22 protein-coding genes are annotated in these 17,807 nt (G+C 52.3%); 3 read left to right on the forward strand and 19 right to left on the reverse strand.

Annotated elements, in window-relative coordinates; translation table 11 throughout:
- Positions 1-128 precede the first annotated feature (128 nt).
- The 4 genes from ACFFK0_RS04145 to ACFFK0_RS04160 all read right to left on the reverse strand — a co-directional run bounded on the left by ACFFK0_RS04145 (position 129) and on the right by ACFFK0_RS04160 (position 3,015).
- Positions 129-908, reverse strand: a complete 780-nt coding sequence (locus ACFFK0_RS04145) for a class I SAM-dependent methyltransferase (protein ID WP_377468634.1) — start codon at positions 906-908, stop codon at positions 129-131.
- Positions 909-959: 51 nt separating this feature from the next.
- On the reverse strand, positions 960-1,886 hold the full coding sequence (locus ACFFK0_RS04150; protein ID WP_377468636.1) for an NAD(P)/FAD-dependent oxidoreductase: 927 nt from the start codon (positions 1,884-1,886) through the stop codon (positions 960-962).
- Between the two features lie 87 nt (positions 1,887-1,973).
- On the reverse strand, positions 1,974-2,375 hold the full coding sequence (locus ACFFK0_RS04155) for an Rrf2 family transcriptional regulator (protein WP_377468637.1): 402 nt from the start codon (positions 2,373-2,375) through the stop codon (positions 1,974-1,976).
- Positions 2,376-2,853: 478 nt separating this feature from the next.
- A complete protein-coding gene (locus tag ACFFK0_RS04160; RefSeq protein WP_377468638.1) occupies positions 2,854-3,015 on the reverse strand; it encodes a hypothetical protein in 162 nt (53 codons plus the stop codon).
- A gap of 140 nt (positions 3,016-3,155) precedes the next feature.
- On the opposite strand from ACFFK0_RS04160, the gene ACFFK0_RS04165 reads away from it, so the two are divergent.
- A complete protein-coding gene (locus tag ACFFK0_RS04165) occupies positions 3,156-4,025 on the forward strand; it encodes a glycoside hydrolase family 43 protein (protein ID WP_377468639.1) in 870 nt (289 codons plus the stop codon).
- A gap of 177 nt (positions 4,026-4,202) precedes the next feature.
- Here ACFFK0_RS04165 and ACFFK0_RS04170 read toward each other — a convergent pair whose 3' ends face one another.
- Positions 4,203-5,033, reverse strand: a complete 831-nt coding sequence (locus tag ACFFK0_RS04170; RefSeq protein ID WP_377468640.1) for a DUF2935 domain-containing protein — start codon at positions 5,031-5,033, stop codon at positions 4,203-4,205.
- A 135-nt stretch (positions 5,034-5,168) separates the two neighbouring features.
- Between ACFFK0_RS04170 and ACFFK0_RS04175 the strand changes: the two genes are divergently transcribed.
- Both ACFFK0_RS04175 and ACFFK0_RS04180 read left to right on the forward strand, forming a co-directional pair.
- Positions 5,169-5,513 (forward strand): hypothetical protein, encoded by a 345-nt coding sequence (locus ACFFK0_RS04175; RefSeq protein ID WP_377468641.1) that lies wholly within the window; start codon positions 5,169-5,171, stop codon positions 5,511-5,513.
- A 45-nt stretch (positions 5,514-5,558) separates the two neighbouring features.
- Positions 5,559-6,716: an MFS transporter gene (locus ACFFK0_RS04180; protein WP_377468642.1), complete on the forward strand. Its 1,158-nt coding sequence runs from the start codon at positions 5,559-5,561 to the stop codon at positions 6,714-6,716.
- On the opposite strand, the gene ACFFK0_RS04185 is transcribed toward ACFFK0_RS04180, so the two are convergent.
- From ACFFK0_RS04185 to ctaD, 14 genes are all read right to left on the reverse strand, one after another.
- The gene (locus ACFFK0_RS04185; RefSeq protein WP_377468643.1) at positions 6,681-7,067 is read right to left on the reverse strand and encodes an ArsR/SmtB family transcription factor; all 387 of its coding nucleotides are present in this window, start codon (positions 7,065-7,067) and stop codon (positions 6,681-6,683) included. The two genes, ACFFK0_RS04180 and ACFFK0_RS04185, sit on opposite strands and share 36 nt — an antisense overlap.
- Before the next feature lie 101 nt (positions 7,068-7,168).
- Positions 7,169-7,660, reverse strand: a complete 492-nt coding sequence (locus ACFFK0_RS04190) for a PCYCGC motif-containing (lipo)protein (RefSeq protein ID WP_377468644.1) — start codon at positions 7,658-7,660, stop codon at positions 7,169-7,171.
- A 147-nt stretch (positions 7,661-7,807) separates the two neighbouring features.
- Positions 7,808-8,515 carry a DNA alkylation repair protein gene (locus ACFFK0_RS04195; RefSeq protein ID WP_377468645.1) on the reverse strand — a complete coding sequence of 236 codons (708 nt, stop codon included), beginning with the start codon at positions 8,513-8,515 and terminating at the stop codon, positions 7,808-7,810.
- 57 nt (positions 8,516-8,572) lie between these two features.
- A complete protein-coding gene (locus ACFFK0_RS04200) occupies positions 8,573-8,899 on the reverse strand; it encodes a YciI family protein (protein WP_377468646.1) in 327 nt (108 codons plus the stop codon).
- 135 nt (positions 8,900-9,034) lie between these two features.
- A complete protein-coding gene (locus ACFFK0_RS04205) occupies positions 9,035-10,336 on the reverse strand; it encodes an ABC transporter permease (protein ID WP_377468647.1) in 1,302 nt (433 codons plus the stop codon).
- Positions 10,329-11,237 (reverse strand): ABC transporter ATP-binding protein, encoded by a 909-nt coding sequence (locus ACFFK0_RS04210; RefSeq protein ID WP_377468648.1) that lies wholly within the window; start codon positions 11,235-11,237, stop codon positions 10,329-10,331. The genes ACFFK0_RS04205 and ACFFK0_RS04210 overlap by 8 nt, the downstream gene beginning before the upstream one ends.
- Positions 11,238-11,252: 15 nt before the next feature.
- Entirely contained in the window at positions 11,253-12,146 is an 894-nt protein-coding gene (locus ACFFK0_RS04215) for an ABC transporter ATP-binding protein (protein WP_377468649.1), read from the reverse strand.
- Complete coding sequence (locus tag ACFFK0_RS04220; protein ID WP_377468650.1) at positions 12,143-12,565, reverse strand: GntR family transcriptional regulator; 423 nt, start codon at positions 12,563-12,565, stop codon at positions 12,143-12,145. The genes ACFFK0_RS04215 and ACFFK0_RS04220 overlap by 4 nt, the downstream gene beginning before the upstream one ends.
- 19 nt (positions 12,566-12,584) lie before the next feature.
- On the reverse strand, positions 12,585-13,325 hold the full coding sequence (locus ACFFK0_RS04225; RefSeq protein WP_377468651.1) for a hypothetical protein: 741 nt from the start codon (positions 13,323-13,325) through the stop codon (positions 12,585-12,587).
- Between the two features lie 151 nt (positions 13,326-13,476).
- On the reverse strand, positions 13,477-13,938 hold the full coding sequence (locus ACFFK0_RS04230) for a DUF420 domain-containing protein (RefSeq protein ID WP_377468652.1): 462 nt from the start codon (positions 13,936-13,938) through the stop codon (positions 13,477-13,479).
- 35 nt (positions 13,939-13,973) lie between these two features.
- Positions 13,974-14,846 carry a cytochrome c oxidase assembly protein gene (locus ACFFK0_RS04235; RefSeq protein ID WP_377468653.1) on the reverse strand — a complete coding sequence of 291 codons (873 nt, stop codon included), beginning with the start codon at positions 14,844-14,846 and terminating at the stop codon, positions 13,974-13,976.
- A 133-nt stretch (positions 14,847-14,979) separates the two neighbouring features.
- Positions 14,980-15,300 (reverse strand): cytochrome C oxidase subunit IV family protein, encoded by a 321-nt coding sequence (locus tag ACFFK0_RS04240; RefSeq protein WP_377468654.1) that lies wholly within the window; start codon positions 15,298-15,300, stop codon positions 14,980-14,982.
- Position 15,301: 1 nt separating this feature from the next.
- On the reverse strand, positions 15,302-15,919 hold the full coding sequence (locus ACFFK0_RS04245) for a cytochrome (ubi)quinol oxidase subunit III (protein WP_377468655.1): 618 nt from the start codon (positions 15,917-15,919) through the stop codon (positions 15,302-15,304).
- Complete coding sequence (gene ctaD, locus ACFFK0_RS04250) at positions 15,919-17,733, reverse strand: cytochrome c oxidase subunit I (protein ID WP_377468701.1); 1,815 nt, start codon at positions 17,731-17,733, stop codon at positions 15,919-15,921. The genes ACFFK0_RS04245 and ctaD overlap by 1 nt, the downstream gene beginning before the upstream one ends.
- Positions 17,734-17,807: the final 74 nt, after the last annotated feature.

Here is a 17,807-nt window from a genome sequence, read left to right on the forward strand (position 1 = left end):
TCCCTTTACTTTTGTGGCTTGTTCTGCCAAGAACCGCGCTTTGTATGATTTTCCATATACAACAACTCCGATTAAAGCGGAAAGTACGCTTCTTCTATGGAATTTCATTCACAAGTGCTCCAATTCAATCACGAGGTACAATCTACCTTACCTTCAGACTCCTTAACGGCCACAATGCGCAGCCGGCTGGTGTCCAGCATCCACTGCCCCTCCCGGTAAAGATACGGCTTCACTTTGGCCTCAATGGTGCGGTACATCGACGTCCTGTCAGCGGCAGCAACGTCCATAAAGAAATATTCGGCGAAGCTGCCCAGCCAGTCCGGTATTCCTTTATCTCCTCTGAGCGGAGCCGGCTTGTCGAAGTGCTGAGCGAACGTAACACGGAAGCCGAACCGCTCCAGCAGCCCGGCGTACTCACCGACGGTCGGATGATACCACGGGTTCCGTCCCGGCCAAGCGAAGCCATGCTCCTCCAGCACCTCCTTCATAGCGCCGGTCAGCACGGCGACGTTGCCGCTGCCGGCAAATTCGGCCACGAATCGGCCGCCCTCCCGCAGGGCCAGCCAAATGGTGCGGGCGACAGCCTCAGCATCCCGAATCCAGTGCAAAGCTGCATGGGAGAACACCGCGTCAAAGCGGACATCCGTCCGAAACCGGCAAGCGTCCTCCGCGAGAACATGCAGCCCGGGATGCCTCTGCTTCGCCCGCCGCACCAGCTCCTCCGAGAAGTCGATCCCGGTAGGGATCGCTCCCGCGGCTGCGATCTCGGCCGTCAAGTCCCCATTCCCGCAGCCGATGTCCAATATTCGCTCCCCGGGACGGGGCTGCAGCAAGGCGAGCAGCTCGGCTCCCATCTTCGCAGCGGCATCCCGTTTACTTCCATCCGCCTCAGTAGATTTGTTGTGCATCCGCACCTTCTCCTCTTGTTGAATAATATCGATAACAATCCCCGACCTCGCCTAATGCGGCTGCTCCTCATCAGCCGACGGCCACTCTTCCTCCGTCAGATCTTGCATTACGGCGACAGCCGCTTTGCTGCCGGAAGCCGCGGCATAAATGAGCTGTGACGGCATCACATAGGCGGCATCCCCCGCCGCGTATACGTCGGCTGCGGTCGTCCTGCCCATGGCATCGGTAACAATCCCTCCGTTATCCGCAACCTGATAGCCGAGCGCCGCCTCGAAGCTTGCTTTAGCCTGCAGAGTCGGACCCACGAAACCACCGCTTCGATCAATATGCGTGCCATCCGTGAAATGCACCCGCTCCAGCGAGCCGTCCCGCCCGGAAAATGCCGCAACAGCAGTTTCCACGATACGGATCGCCTTGGAGGCCAGCTGCCGCCTCTGCCCGGCAGTGAACAAATCGCGGCCGTTGGTGCACACGACCACATCCCGGCTCCAGTTGAGCAGCAGCTTGATCATATGGAAAACGGCCGGATGCTCTGCAACGACAACCAGTGCCTGATCGCGCAGCTCCCATCCGTCGCAGAAGGGGCAGTTGAACAAGCTTTTCCCATAAAAATCACGTAGCCCTTCGATCTCCGGAAGCACCTCCTTCAGTCCGCCAGCCAAAATCACCTTGCCTGCCTCGACGAGCTCTCCCGACATCGTTTGCAGCGCAAAGCCATGGTCCGTTCTCCGTATATCGGTCACTTCGGCCGGCCAATGCCGGACTGTCGGGTACTTCAGCACCTCCTCGTAAGCAATGCGCCGAAACTCGGCCGGCTGAATGCCGTCCCGCGTAATAAACCCGTGCGAGGCGCGCGTCACGCCGTTCCTTGGACGGCTGTCGTCAAACAGCGCAACGCTCCGTCTCGCTCTGCCCAGCACCAGCGCTGCATTTAAGCCCGCCGGTCCGCCGCCGACTATGGCACAATCGTATTTCATAAGCTCAATCCCTCCGTTTGTTGATTCAAAGATATTGCAGATTTATTATGTCTATAATTAATCAAAGCTTAGCACTGCCCAGTGACATCACTTGGACAATGCAGCTCGATCGGCAAGCTCGATCAATTTGGTGTTCCTCAAATGCCGCTCCATCTCATCCTCAGCCGCCACCATCACCTGATGGATCAAGCACTTTGAATCTTCGCTGCCGCAGCATTCGAACAGCGAAGCGGTGCCTTCCACCGCATGAATAATGTCCAGAAAGGAAATATCTTCTTTCCTGCCCCTCAGCCGATACCCCCCGCCCGCGCCCGAAGCCGACTCGATCAGCCCCGCTTTCACAAGCTTGGTCAGTATTTTCGACAGATAGGTGGGAGATACGCCTTGCTGGTCGGCAAGCTGCTGCACGCCAACCGGTCTGTCCGGTGCAAAGGCTATCATATACAGCATGGTGTGGAGGGCGTAGTTCGTCGCTTTCGAGTACTTCATGTCCATCGCCCCAATCACAGACTTCATGTATCTATAATAACCATAAAATAACTGGCCGTCAATCAGCTCCAGCCCCCCACAGAGCCATGACCCTTTGCTTCCGCGGTATAGATTAGGGAGTTTGAAGGCGTTATTTTGCTTGATACCCAATGAAATTTTCAAATAGCGGACCCGCGAGGTCTTATTTTTCCCGAGCTGCCTCAAAATGCCCTGTTTGCCACGATTTGCAGGTAAATAAGCGTCTGCCGATCCTCTATTCTGGGGACCATCGACCAAACCGACAAAATAACTCCCCGTCAATCCTCTATTTCGCTCCTGTTTGTATCAGCATCATTCAGACTGGACGCAAATGCGCAGCTGCAGGAAGTGAATCGGTTGGCAAGCGAAACGGGCGGCATGGGGCGACGCGTCATACGTCAGGTCGAACGGTGCCCAATATGCACAATCCGGTTTCCCGCGCCGGCCCTGCCCTTACCTCTTACTTCTCCATATCGACCGAATCGCCGCAGGTCCTGCACACCCGATGCAGCCGATGCTCAATGTAAATCAGCTGGAAGCTTTTCCCCTCACCGCATGGGCATCGTCCCAGCACTTTCGGTTCCTCATTCGTCTTGCCTTCCCGCGATGCTTCTCCCGACATGCTTGTTCCCTCCGGTTACATGCTATGACAGCATTATACCATACTCCGCCCGGAATGGAGTCTTGAAAAAAACAAGCGGACCAGCCCCGAAACATGTAAAATATACCTAAACCCCAAGTAAAGATGGGAGCCGGTCGGTCATGAAGCATATATCGGATATTAATTTTAGAGACCCGTTTATTTTACCTGTTCCGGAAGAAGGAATGTACTATTTGTATGGAACGGAAGGGGCGACAGCCTGGAAAGGCCAGCCGCAAGGCTTCGATGTGTACCGCAGCAAGGATTTGACTCAATGGGAAGGGCCGTTCCCCGCATTTCGGCCGGAAGCCGGGTTTTGGGCCGATCATCACTATTGGGCGCCCGAGGTGCACCGTTATCGCAACCGGTATTATATGTTCGCTTCCTTCAAAGCCGACGGCCGCCCGCGGGCTACGCAAATTTTGGCCTCGGACCACCCGATCGGCCCCTTTGCGCCTCATGGCGCGGGTCCGGTCACACCGGACGACTGGGAATGCTTGGACGGCACCTTGTTTGTCGATGTGAACGGTGTCCCCTGGATGGTCTTTTGCCGAGAATGGCTGCAGGTTACGGACGGAGAAATGTATGCCGTACAGCTGACACCCGGCCTGACCGGCACGATCGGCGATCCGGTGCTTCTGTTCAAAGCGTCGGAAGCCCCTTGGTCGGTACCGGGAAAAGAAGGTCAATATGTTACCGACGGTCCGTATTTGTACCGGATGCAGGACGGCGAGCTCGTGATGCTGTGGTCCAGCTTAGGCCGCGATGGGTATGCAATGGGGCTTGCCAGATCCGAGAGCGGACAGCTTCTTGGTCCATGGTGTCATGATCCCGAGCCTCTGTTCGGTGAAGACGGCGGACACGGCATGCTCTTTCGGGATTTCCACGGCAGCCTGCTGCTCACTCTGCACGCCCCTAACGTAAATCCGCAAGAACGCCCGATCGTTATCGAGCTTGAAGAGGCCGACCGCACCTTCATCCGGCGCCGTTAAGCGGATCCGTTACACCTCCCAAGTCTCGGTTATCTCTACCAGAGCATTCTCGCAAATTGTATAGAGCATGCACATTCGTATTATGGCGTTACCGGCAGCGAAATCGTAGAATAATGAAAAGAGGCTGCATCCAATTGGCGGCCTCTTTGATACCTCAAAACCAGTATTCAGCGTGACTCAATGTTCATCCAAACTCATCAACTGTTCGGTCGGAATCGGCCTTCCTGTTAGTGTACTTTCAAACATGTCGATAATAACTAAAAATCTTTCCGCTTCACGGAATACATGATCGGCAAGCAGCGGGTGAATAATGCTTTTGATTCGACAGGATTCAATCAAGTCGCGGGCCGTTCTCTTAAAATCCCGAAGTGATTTAACGGAGACTCGATTTTGATCTAAAAATTGATCGAGAAGCGGAACGGTCTGGGATTGAGGGCGCATAGAGTCCAAGTCTCGCGCTTGAAATAGTAACTGGTCAAACTCTTCACTGAATTGCCTCGCTTGATCAACCAGCTTCCTTTCCGAAGGATCGAGCAGATGGCCGATAAATTTGGCATGATCCGCCATGATTCTCAGGAAAAACACATTTTCATTAATAATTGCATCGGGCAGCGGATCCAGCCTGCCTGAATTGAGCTGTTCGAGACGATTCCTGAAATAAAAAGCTTCCCTGCTAACATGATCAACAAGAAGGGGGAAGTTGTTCTGTCCCGGCAGCTGGCATTGTAAAATCAAACCTAGAACCTTTCGTTTAAACACCCAAATATGGGAAACCGCAATATGAACTTCGGCATTAAACCTATGAATGACCTGTGGATCTGCCGTGCCATCAAAGCTGTGTGATCTGGCTTCAATCGCTTCGAAAGTAGCGTAAAACTGATTTGCTTCTTGGATGAGCTGCGTATCTTCGCACCTGAACCCGAGCCTCAAAAAGAGCGAATGTTCCTTCATGATTCGAGACCAGAACCTGATTTCGTCTAGAGAACGAATGACAAACCCGTTTGACAAAGCCATCCCTCCTAAAAATCACGCTATGTTATATATAGGAGGGGCTAGGAAATTTATGTCACTGGATAAGCTGGTTTGTTCCACGGAGAGTACGGATTGACGGGAAATGTCCTTCATTCACCGGGAACCGTCCATATGAATGTATTGGCTCAAGAAGAGAATGGCAATGCGATCACATTTCCTTTCCAGGTTCACGTTCCCGGCGCCGATACTCATCAGCATGAGCAATTACGTTCAACCGCTGCTTATTTCAAATCATATCTTAAGGAGATCAACATGCCTATTTGGTTTTTTGCTCAGGTTGGCTTCATCGTATTTTTGGTTCTGTACCTCATGTCACACAATCGGCTCCGTTCCCTTAAAGAAGCCGGAGAGCAAGCATTACCGCAGCTTCGCAAGGCGAAGCTGCTCTCTTCGACCTACATGCTTCTATGGATCGCTTGCTTGCTGCTTATGGCCTTATCATTCTCCATTGGCTAGCTTCCGATCTGCGATAACGGATTTTATATAAGGGGCGATTCGTAGATGGCAAATATTTGGATACTGAGTCTTGTGAGTTTTTTTACGGATATGGGAACTTATATGGTCACCCCATTAATCCCAGTGTTGCTAGCTTCATCCGGTCCGCTCATTATTGGGGTCATCGACGGAATAACCGAAAGTCTGGCAAGCTTATTGAAATATTATTCAGGCCGCAGGTCGGATAAGATGAACAATAGAAAGCGGATGGCATTAAGTGGATACGGCCTGTCCGCTTTAGGGAGAGTATTCCTTTTCGTTTCATATTCTTGGTTGGGCGTTTTCTTGTGGAAGCTCATTGATCGTACTGGAAAAGGGCTTCGTACGGCGCCAAGGGATGCTTTAATTTCGGATGCGGGCGGGAAGAAAAAACAAGGAAAGGCTTTCGGCCTCCACCAAATGATGGATATGCTGGGGGCCTCAATAGGTATCGGAGCTGCGTATCTGATTTTGCAGTGGCGGGGAGATCAAAGCTTTCGTATGGTATTCCTGTATTCCTTTATTCCCGTTCTCATCGGCTGGCTACTGCTGTGGGGGGTAAAGGAACGAAACGGAGAGGCTGGAAAAAACCAAGTGGGGACGCAACCGGTTCCAAAGCTAAACTGGACGCTTCTCGCACCTGACGTGAAAAAGTTACTGCTTATCGTATTTCTATTTACCATTGTAAACTCGTCCAACTCGTTTCTATTGCTCCGGGCCGCGGAACAAGGGGTTTCCGTCAGTAATGTATTATTGTTATACTTGCTCTTTCATTTAGTTGCTTCTATGCTGTCCTACCTGTCAGGATTGTTTTCGGACCGGTTTGGCCGCAGAGGGATCCTCGCAATCGGATATGTACTGTACGGACTTGTCTATATTGGTTTTGCCCAAGTCAGCACAACAGCCGGTTTTATTGCATTGTTTGCGTTATACGGATTGTATTCAGCTTTTACTAAAGGTGTCGAAAAGGCCCTTGTCGCCGATATCGCCGGAAAAGAGAATAAAGGGACAGCACTTGGATTTTATTCGATGATAACGGGGATTGGATTGTTTCCTGCCTCATTGCTCACAGGTTGGTTGTGGCAAACTTTCGGTGCGGAAGTTTCTTTCTACATGAATGGGATTATCGCATTGTTTGCCTCGGTGCTGCTATATCGAACACTCTCGTCCAAAGCGCTGCTCTAAGCCTTCACGGTAAAAAGAACTCCCCCAGATCCGGAGGGGTCTTAGGCTAAGGTCTTCGCTCACAAGAGCGCACACGGAATCGAACATCATCAGCAATTCCTTGATCTTCCCGCTGCTCAAGCCGTACAACATATATTTGCCCTCAGGTCTTCCGACAATAAGGCCGCACCCTTTCAGGCAAGCAAGGTGCTGCGAGATGTTCGATTGATTCCCCTGCAGCTCTTCAACAATTTGGGAAACCGTCTTTTCCTTATCTTTGATACATTCTAAAATTTGCAGCCGGGTCTTATCTGAAAACCCACGGATCAGCTTTGCTTTGATGTCCAGATGTGCTTGATTCACCTTGCACAATCCCCCTAACAAATTAGCCTAAACTAATATATTCATCATATTAGTTTTGGCTAATACGTGTGTCCATGAAGGGCCCCATCTTTTAGACGGGGCTTCTCAAGCTATGCAGGCATTGGAGTGTCTGTTGGTTTGGCGTATCCCTTCTTGTATGTGTTGTCAATGATCGTTCGAATTTCTTTGATGGACTTGCCTTCTTGTTTCATTTTGACCGACTCTACGGCAATTTGTAAACAAACGCCGCAGCGGGTACCATGGTCGTCCCACACGACCGAGCCATCGGGGGTAACTTCTTTGATAAAGCAATTCAGGTTGCTCTTATGACCGCTGCTTTCCCCGCAGCCGCAATAGCAAGGAATCCATTGTATAAGATCCGCCGCCTTACCGGCTACTTGATACACCAAGCGGATATCTTCGTTCTGCGACTTTAGAAAAGACGGCAATATGTCTACCGAGCTCGTTGTCTCCTGAATGTCATGATGCGCATGGTCTTGGGTTTCCGGATGTCCTGCTGCCGGAGAAGAGGCCTGTTTGGAGCCGCAAGCGGTAAGAGCCAATGTCAACGTAAGTAAAAGTATAGGCTTTTTATATTTCAACAAAATTCCACCTCATCAACATTAGTTTACACGAATATATCACAGTTGATTGTATTCTACAGAAAATCCGTACCAATGAATAACAGCGTAAAACCGCTCACTCGAGCACCTTACTCATCTTTGCACAACACAATTACCGTAGAAAATTTAACACCTTACATGCTTCCGTTTGAAGCCAAGCTTGCCTCTTGCTACAGTCTTTTGAATATTTTCGGCGGCGCTAAGGAACTTGCTCTTTCCCTTATCGCTTTTGATTTCAACCGGGCATACCGCCTTCGCGGCTGCGACAGCCTTGTCATGGAGCGGTAAATAGGAAGTCGCCACTGTGTACATAAAATTATTCATCGAGGATTTCGTTCGCTCGGGAGCATCGTGAATCGTATTCTCCACTTGCTCAAGCATCTTGGCAAGTTTGCTTTCCGAAAATTCGCTATCGGGACGACTGCCCAACAGCCAGCAATAACAACTCCAGCCTGCTGACATTCTCAAATCTTCGCCACATGCGATCCACTTATCGGCGACATCTTGCGCAATATCCGCTTCCGACAATGTGACCGCTACTACATAATCGGACAACATATAAAAATATGCCGAATCCAGCCAACGGTCATAATCCGCCTCAGTCATGGAGTTGGGCTCCGCTATGATTCCGGCAAAGTACATGGCGTCGTAATTCCCCGTGGCATAAAGCTGCTCCGCCAAAGGCTGATTGAGCTTGGTCTTTTTGAAAATCGGCTTCATGTCTCCTGTAGCCACGCCGAAAAGCGGCTCCCGCGCGCCGTTGGACAAGTACATTTTCTTGAGTCGTTCCTTGCCGAGAGCCTCAAGCTCCTGCATGACCATTTCGAAATTCATTGTTGTACACTTCCTTCGTTTCGAGAGTCGCCGATTTTCTTTCGTTTCCCGCTTGATTTATTTCGGCAGTGTAGCCAACATGGGGTAAAATTCCGTGGTCATTATTCCGCCTATTACGGCAGGGTCTTCAGCGATAAGTTTTGAGACCTGAGCTTCATTCTCAACCTCAACGATTCCGAGTCCATTAGGAGCTGACGGATCTTTGAGGACGGGTCCGAACACAAGAGCGATCCCCTGATGCTGCTTATCCGTCCAGTAAGCGACGTGCTGCATCATAATGTTCCGTTCCTCTTCGGTCATGTCCTGGCGAAAAGTTGCTCTCGGCGGTGTAGACCATAACATGAAGTGCATTTTTCCCGTATGGTTAGAGTTATTCTCCGACATTGCGACTCCCTCGTATTGTTTATTTGTATTTTCCAACTTCGCTGGACACTTCTATTTTGCCATAAACTGTATTCAAACATCCAATCAACATGCATGACATTCGAAATGCTCCGGCTTCACTTATCTATGATAACCTCACTTATACGCCCGCATCGCCCTGCGGAGCTCGCGAAGCGACGGCCGCTTGCCGTACATGAGCACGCCGGTGCGGTAAATTTTCGCCGACAGCCAGCCCAGCAAGCCGATCGAAGCGACGAGCTCCGCCATCGACAGCACGATTTGCCAAAGCGGCGGCTCCGACATCCCGATGCGCAGAAACATGAGCAGAGGCGTAAACAGCGGAATGAACGACATGACGGCGACGTAGCCGGCATTCGGGCTCTGCAAGCCTGCCATCGCTACAATGAAAGCGGCGATGATTACATACGTAACCGGCATGATCGCCGGGCCGACATCCTCGGTTCGGCTGACCAGGGAGCCGACGGCCGCAAACATCGTAGCATACAAGAAGAAGCCGCCGAGATAAAAGAAAACAAAGTACACCAGCAGCGACAGCGGAATGTCTGTCCAATTCATGTTGAAAGCAGCAAGCAGCTCGGCATTGTGCGGGAGGTTCAAATTGACTATAGCCGTTACAAGAAGGATGCCGACCTGCATCAGCCCGAGCAAGCTGATGCCGACGATTTTCCCGAACATTTGCTTTAACGGTGATACGCTGGCGATGAGCACCTCCATGACCCGCGAGCTCTTCTCCGCGGTTATTTCCATCGCCACCATATTGCCGTAGCCGATAACGCCGATATAAATGAACATGAGCAGCGCATAGACAAGCCCGTATGCAACGCGCAGTTCGTCTTCCGTCTTCTCCCCCGCGCCGGCCGCATCCAGACTGATCTGGCGTGACTCGAAGCGCACCGGCAATTGGATCTCCGCCTTCTGTTCGGCGGTCAAGTCGCTTCCTTCCACGGCCATGTCGATCTTGATCGAGCGAAGCAGCGTCTGAAGGAACTGTTCCTGATTCGACGTGAGAGAGTCCGGCGATTTGTAGATCACATCCGGGAATGTGGAGTCTTTCGGTTCGCTCAGCTCCAAGTAGCCTTGAATCTCTTTGGCGGTGATTTTCTCTTTGGCCATCCGTTCGTTCGCCGCCGCGCTGCCTTGTTCGGGAAGCGTGACGAAGCGCAGCAGCGGCTGCGGCTGCTTCGAGGAGAAGCCGCTCTCGATCAGCTTATGTGCTGCCGGACCCGCCGACAAGAATACGCCGACGGCCGGCTCCCCTTCCGCAGCCTTCGATTGGTTCATGAAATAGGCGATTACACTAGGCAGATTAACCAAGACGGTAATAAGTGCAATAAAGACCATCGTCATAATCCGGAACGATGGGGTTCGTACCCGGGACTTGAAGGTAAACCGGATGACCGACCACACATTAGACATGACTCGCTTCTCCTCCCACTTTGGCGATGAACATCTCATGCAGAGTAGGCTCCATCAGCTGAAACCGGTACACCGCCGTCTGCTCCGCCGCAAGCCGGAGCACCGCTTGTGCCGTATCGGTCCGATTGATACGAATCTCCATGCCGTTCGCCCTGCGGTTCACTTGCACGACGCCCGGCAATCGTTCGATCCCCTGCACGTCATGCTCCGTCTCCAAGATGAGCCGTTCGCGGGGAAACGCGCGCTTCATTTCCGTCAACGAGCCTTGCAGCACGGCGCGTCCCGCCTTCATCATGCAGATGTTCTCGCACAGCTCCTCCACATGCTCCATCCGATGGCTGGAGAACAATATCGCTTTGCCCGCATCCCGCAGCTCGACGACGGTTTCCTTGAGCAGCTCGGCATTAACCGGATCGAGTCCGCTGAACGCTTCATCGAGAATGAGAATGCTCGGATCGTGAATGACCGCAGCGATGAATTGGATTTTTTGCTGATTGCCCTTGGACAGCTCTTCGACACGTTTGTTGTAATAATCCGGAATATCGAACTTGTCCAGCCACCCCTTGAGGGCCGTCACGCTGTCCCGCTTGGACATGCCGCGCAGCTCCGCAAAGTACAAGATTTGCTCGCTCACCATCAGCTTCGGGTACAAGCCGCGTTCCTCGGGCAAATACCCGAGCACACGGCGCAGCTCCTCCGAGTAGCCGCGTCCGTGCCAACGGATCGTTCCTTGATCGGGGTATATCAGGCCTAGCGCCATTCGCATCGTTGTCGTTTTGCCCGCTCCGTTCGCTCCGAGCAGCCCGTAAATTTCGCCGCCCTTCACCTCCAGCGTAATGCCGTCGACGGCCGCTTTCTCGCCAAAATGCTTGGTTATCGCATTCATACTGAGTGGACTCACGGTAGGGATCCCTCCTTATTTGCCGATCATGTAAGCGAAAATTTCATCCAGCTCAAGCGCTCCCATCGTACGGATCGTTACTCCTCGTTCCTTCAGCGCCGATTCCGTCTGAGCCGCTTGCCGGGTTATGAGCCGATCCGCAACCGGTCCGCGCTCGACATGAACGACGCCGGGAATCCGCTCCGCTCCTTCGGGCGCCCTGTCGACCCACAGCGACTTCCACTCCTCCAGCAGCGTATCCTTCTCGAAGGTTCCGAGCAGCCGGCCTTCGTACAGGAACATGACATAATCGGCCATTCGGCGCACTTCTTCGAGAATATGCGTCGCCATAACAACCGTTCGCCGGCCGTCCGCCATGAATCGGGATATTTCTTTCATGCAGTCGCGCCATGCGAGCGGATCAAGACCGGCCGTCGGCTCGTCGAGCAGCAGCAGCTCCGGCTCCTGGGCAAGTGCATAGACGAGCGCCAGCTTCCGCTGCATTCCCTTGGACAGCTTCTTCAGCTTCAGCCCTTCATCCAGCTGGAATTTGGCAAGCAGCTCCCGGTATAAGCCCTCGTTCCAGCCCGGATACCAATAGCGGATAAACGCCGTCAGCTCCCCGATCGTGCCGGCAATTTCCTCCCATTCCGTAAGCTCCGGAACATAGCCGATACGCCGCTTGATCACCGGCTCGGCATCGGGGGAGTACGAGTGCCCGATCAGCTGCACCTCCCCGCTAGCGGGCTTCACGAGATTCATCAGCATGCGGAATAAGGTGCTCTTCCCGGAGCCGTTCGGACCGACAAGGGCATAAATATATCCCGGCTCCAAGGTCAGGTTTAGGGGGCCAAGCGTAAAGCGCTCCAGCGGCTTCGTTACATCCTTCAATTCAATAACGAAGTCGTGCGTATCCGTCGTCATGATCATTTCCGATCTCCTTTCCGGGATGGACCTGGTTCGTCAGTGAGGCGTTTGATGAGCTCCTCCTCAAACATGCGGCGCAGCTCTATCGGCGGGCAGTGCAGCTGCAGCGCCGTATCGATCGCCGTGCGGAGCGCTGCGGCAACCGCTTCTTGCCGGTATTGCTCTCGCTCCGGCTCTTCGACTTGAGCTACGAACGTTCCCGTGCCTTGTCTGGTGCGGAGCATCCCCTCGCTTTCCAGGTCTTGATATACTCTTCTAATCGTAATGACACTGCAGCTCAATTCTTGTGCAAACTCCCGAATGGATGGCAGCAGCGTTCCCGGCGGCAATCGGCCGCTGACGATCATACCGCGCAGCTGCACTTCGATTTGATGATATAGCGGCTCAGCAGAATCGGGATTGAGTTGGATAGGTATGCGCATCTCGGTGTTTACCGCCTTTCTAGAACAAATCCCGGGCGGCGATCCGCCGTTCGGTGGTGCGTGCGCTTATCAAAATGACTACGGCCGCCGCTGCCAAACCAATTAGCGGTATCCACCAACCGTAAGCTTGCACGGAATCTGCCAACAGCTTCAAGAACGATTGGGGCAGTACGAAAACAGCGGCAGCGGAAATCAATAGAATCACGGCGCAAAACCATAAACCGCTTATCAGGTACACTTTCCCGTTATATCCCATTTCCCAGTAAACATAAGCAGATCCCAATGTAATCGAGCAGAAGCACCAGCTCAGAGCGAGCTGAATGAAGTTTACCGCGTTCAGCTGCAAGGACAGCGGGTCATGCTCATTCCAGACGAAGAGCATAATAAACAATAACGTGTTCATGATGATGGCGGTAACAACGAGCTGCATCATCCGCGAAACAACCAGCTGCTTATTCGAGATCGGCAGTGCCTTCATAACCCTTAAGTGCCGGGTAAAGGAATCATTTTTATGGAAGTTCAAGTACCTTCCGCCGAATAAAAAACTGCAATTCGGCGCCATTGCGAGGACGAATAAATTTAACCCGAAATTATGGAAGGGTACATATTCCTGATTGAATATGCTCTCGTTGATTTGTCGCGCTAGCACCATCAGCATGAATGCTGTATATAGCGTAAAAATAACGCTGATGACCCAGCCCGAAACATTGCCGCTCAACTCCTTGCGCGCCAGCTGCCAGGACGTACTCCAAAGGCTCATAGCTTTACCTCCAATGTTCATACTGTATATATTGATATACACAGTATAATGTGTGCTTCTTTATATTGCAAGAGGCTGCTATAACTGCGAGCACAACAAAAAAACCGGCAAGCCCCCTCGTTCAAGGGAACCGCCGGCTATCGCCAACCATTTAACTACCCGTTATCACTTGCCAGACCGGCTTCGTGTGGCCGCCCGGATACATGACATACAAAAGCACGTAGACAAGCACACCTGTCGGCGCCGTCAGCAGCCACGTGATTGCGGTCCATCGCCCCAATCGTTTATGCTTCAGAAACCTCTGCTTATAAGCCAGCCAGATTGTCACTAAGCCTAACACACCACCGGCCGTAGCCAGAAAGATGTGAAAAATCAAGAACGCCAAATAATAAGGCTTAAGCCCTGCGGGACCGCCGAAATCCGTATTGCCGACGAAAACCGTACGAGCCACATACAGAATGAAAAACAGCAGCGCCGCAACTGCGGCTGTAACCATAAGCCGGATGTGGGTCTGTGTGTTTCCCTTCACAATGTGATACCAGCCGAAGCCGACCAATATCGCACTGATCACAATCAAAGACGTACATATCGTAGGGAGAATTTCGATCTGCATCTGTTACATTCACCACCTGTACCATACAATTGTATCTACACACCGTTCAGCTTCGGTACCGAATTCGGCGACGTCTGCTGCCCGACCTGCTCCGCCAGCTCGTCCTCATCCTCTTTGCTCCGTTCCGTGCGATACCAACGGAAGAAGGTGAACGCAAGCGCCGCGCCATACGTAATTTCTTGAATAATTTTCATAATGACGCCGCCCAGCTGCTGATCGTCTACGATCGAATACCCTGCAATCGGCATTACAACATCCCGGTACATCTCGTACAACGGCTTGCCCGCAAACAGAATGAGCGCACAAGCCGGCGTCAATAGAACCCCGTTAAGGAAAATGTATCCCATCCGCTTCAGCTCGGACATCCGTTCCCAGTACTGTACGTTGCCGACCACCGGAAACCACATAGCAAAGGCTGCAATCAGCAGCACCGTATGATAAGAGAATAGCAGCCAATCGTTGTTCATTACGGTATCCATCACTTTAGGAATATGGTACAGCGAGAACAGCATATTGAAAGTGAATACCGCAATCAACGGCCGTGTTAAGAACTTGAACAGCCGTTCCAGCCGAAGCGCCTTCATACTGCGCTCAACCATCCAACCGGGCATACCGTGCAGAATGAAGAGCGGCATGATCAAATACAGAATCGATTGATTCAGCATATGAATGCTGAAGAAGTAATGGTGGCCGAGCCAATCGAGCGGACTGCCGACCGCTGCATAGAACAGCACCAAACCAAACAAGAAGGAAGTCTTCTGGCCAATGCTTATACGAGGATCAAAGCCGTTTGTTCTAGCAGCGTGCAAGTAGGCATAGCCGACTACTACCAGCAGCAGCACCGTAACAGGACTCCACAGTTCAACGAAGCTGCCGGACATCATTTGCTCCAGCAAATTCCAATCCATCCCGGGCACTTCCTTTCTATCCTAAAAGCAACCACGTTCCTAAACATACATAAAGGGGAGGGACCGTTGCTAACAACCAGCCGCCTCCCCTACCTATGAACATGCCATCAATGATCAACTAGCGAAATGCATATTACCACCAAGTCCAGAACACCGCTGCCGCCACGGCTGTCAGTGCGATGAAGAAACCGAACGCGATCCCGATCACCGGCAAGAAATGTCCCTTATCCTTGGCATGCATCCAGAAGAATAGCTGGAAGCTGGCCTGAATCAGGGCAAGCACGACGATGAAGACAAGGAGGAACGAACGATCCAGCACTCCGTACAATACGGCTGCAAATGCCAATATCGTCAGAAGAATCGAAATCAAGTACGTCAAGTAATGATTCCGAGGCCCTTCATGCTTGTGCGGGCGCTTGCTGCCGGTGGTTACTTCATGAGTATGCTCGCTCATATCAGTGACCCACCTTCCCCATCAAGTATACGACTGTAAAGATGAACACCCATACCAAGTCGACGAAGTGCCAGTACAGAGCAGCGACGTAGAACTTCGGCGCCGTTACGGTCGTCAGACCCTTCTTGAAGCTTTGCAGAATCAAGGTCGTAATCCAGACGATACCAAAAATAACGTGAGCGCCGTGAGTGCCGACGAGCGTGTAGAACGATGTGCCGAACGCGCTGCTTGTAAACTTGTGTCCTTCATGAACATAGTGCAAGAACTCTTGGATCTCGAGCATCAAGAATGCGAAACCAAGCAGTACGGTTACGGCCATCCAGAACTGCAGCGCACCAAGCTTGTGCTTGTGCAATGCCATTACGGCGAATACCGATGTAAGCGACGAAGTCAAGAGCAGGAACGTCGACCAGCCGACCAGGGTAAGATCGAACAGCTCCTGGGCAACCGGACCGTCCGGCACCTGGTTGCGCAGGGCAATATACGTTGCGAACAAGCAGCCGAACAGTACGCATTCCGCACCGAGGAAGAGCCAGAAGGCAAGCAGCTTGTTTTTGCCTTCGAGGGTCGCCTTTTCCAGCTCTACAGGTAAGGTTCCAGCATTATGTGCCTGTGCCATTAGTGGTGACCCCCTTTTTTGTCCTCAAGCTCGGAAGGCTCGATATGCCAGCCGTGATCGTCGAAGATCGAGCGGCAGAACATCGCTACGATCGTCAGGAGCATGCCGGCAACTACGACGTAGTAGTTGTGGTAGATGAAGCCGTAACCGGCTATGAACAATCCGATCGACATAATAATCGGAATCAAGGACGGCGAAGGCATATGAATCGGACCGACCGGTTCCGCCGGCGTCATCTCTTTGTTGCCCGCCATCTTTTCTTTCCACAGTGCATCCAATCCGCGTACGAGCGGAGTTTGCTTGAAGTTGTACTCCGGCGCCGGGGATGGAATCGTCCACTCCAGCGTACGTGCATCCCACGGGTCGTTGCCGGCCGTCTTCGGCTTGCGCATCGAAACGAGAATGTTAATGATAAACACAATCGTAGCTAGACCTTGCATGAACGCGCCGATCGTCGACACGAAGTTGCCTACCTCCAGATCGAAGCCCGGCATATACGTGAAGTAACGCCGCGGCAGACCCATCAGACCCAAGAAGTGCTGCGGGAAGAAAGTCAGATGGAAGCCGATAAAGAACAGCCAGAAATGCACTTTGCCAAGACCTTCGCTCAGCAGCATGCCGAACATCTTCGGCCACCAGTAATACAGGCCGGCGAAGACGGAGAAGATGAGACCGCCTACGATGACATAGTGAAAGTGTGCAACAACGAAATACGTGTCATGATACTGGAAGTCTGCTGCCGGAACGGCCAGCATAACCCCGGTTACGCCGCCCATGACGAACGTAGGAATGAATGCTGTTGCGAACAGGTTCGCTACGGTAAAGCGGATGTTGCCGCCCCACAGTGTAAACAGCCAGTTGAAAATCTTCACGCCGGTCGGTACGGCAATCGCCATCGTTGCGATCGCGAAGATCGAGTTACCAACTGGACCCAAGCCTGTCGTGAACATGTGGTGAACCCACACCATGAAGCCCAGGAAGCCGATCAGCACGGTTGCAAACACCATGGAGCTGTATCCGAACAGTCGCTTGCGCGAGAACGTACTGACGATTTCCGAAATAATTCCGAATGCAGGGAGAATCAGAATGTAAACTTCGGGGTGACCGAAGATCCAGAATAAGTGCTCCCAAAGTACCGAGTTACCGCCGCGGGCCGCTTCGAAGAACGCCCCGTGGAACAGACGGTCGAACATAAGCTCGATAAGAGCTACAGTAATGACCGGGAAAGCGAAACAAATAATCAGCGATGTTACAAAAACCGTCCAAGTAAACATTGGCATACGCATGTAGGTCATACCAGGCGCACGCATGTTGATGATTGTAACTAGGAAGTTAATGCCGCCGATCAGCGTACCGATACCGGCGATCTGCAGACCAAGTACGTAGAAATCTACACCGTGGAACTGTCCGGTCGGATCGATAATCGTTGAAAGCGGCGCATAGGCGGTCCAGCCTGCGTTCGGCGCTCCGCCGAGGAACCAGCTCGTGTTCAGCAGCACGCCGCCGAAGAAGAAGAGCCAGAAGCCGAGCGAGTTCAGGAACGGGAACGCAACGTCGCGCGCGCCGATCTGGAGCGGAACGACTGCGTTCATGAACGCGAACAGGAGCGGCATGGCTGCAAGGAAAATCATCGTTGTGCCGTGCATCGTTGTTAACTGATTGAACGTATCACCGATAAACAGCTTCTGATCCGGATACATGAGCTGCGCCCGAATCAGAATGGCTTCGAGTCCGCCGACCAAGAAGAACAAACCGCCGGCAAGCAAATACAGAATGCCGATCTTCTTGTGGTCTACGGTTGTCAGCCAATCCATTAAGCCCGTGTAGCGTTTAGGCTCATGGTGCAAGGCCGCGTGCGGCGCATGGGCATGTGCGTTAGCCAACTTCA

Source organism: Paenibacillus chartarius (genome assembly GCF_042432825.1).
GTDB lineage: Bacteria > Bacillota > Bacilli > Paenibacillales > NBRC-103111 > Gordoniibacillus > Gordoniibacillus chartarius.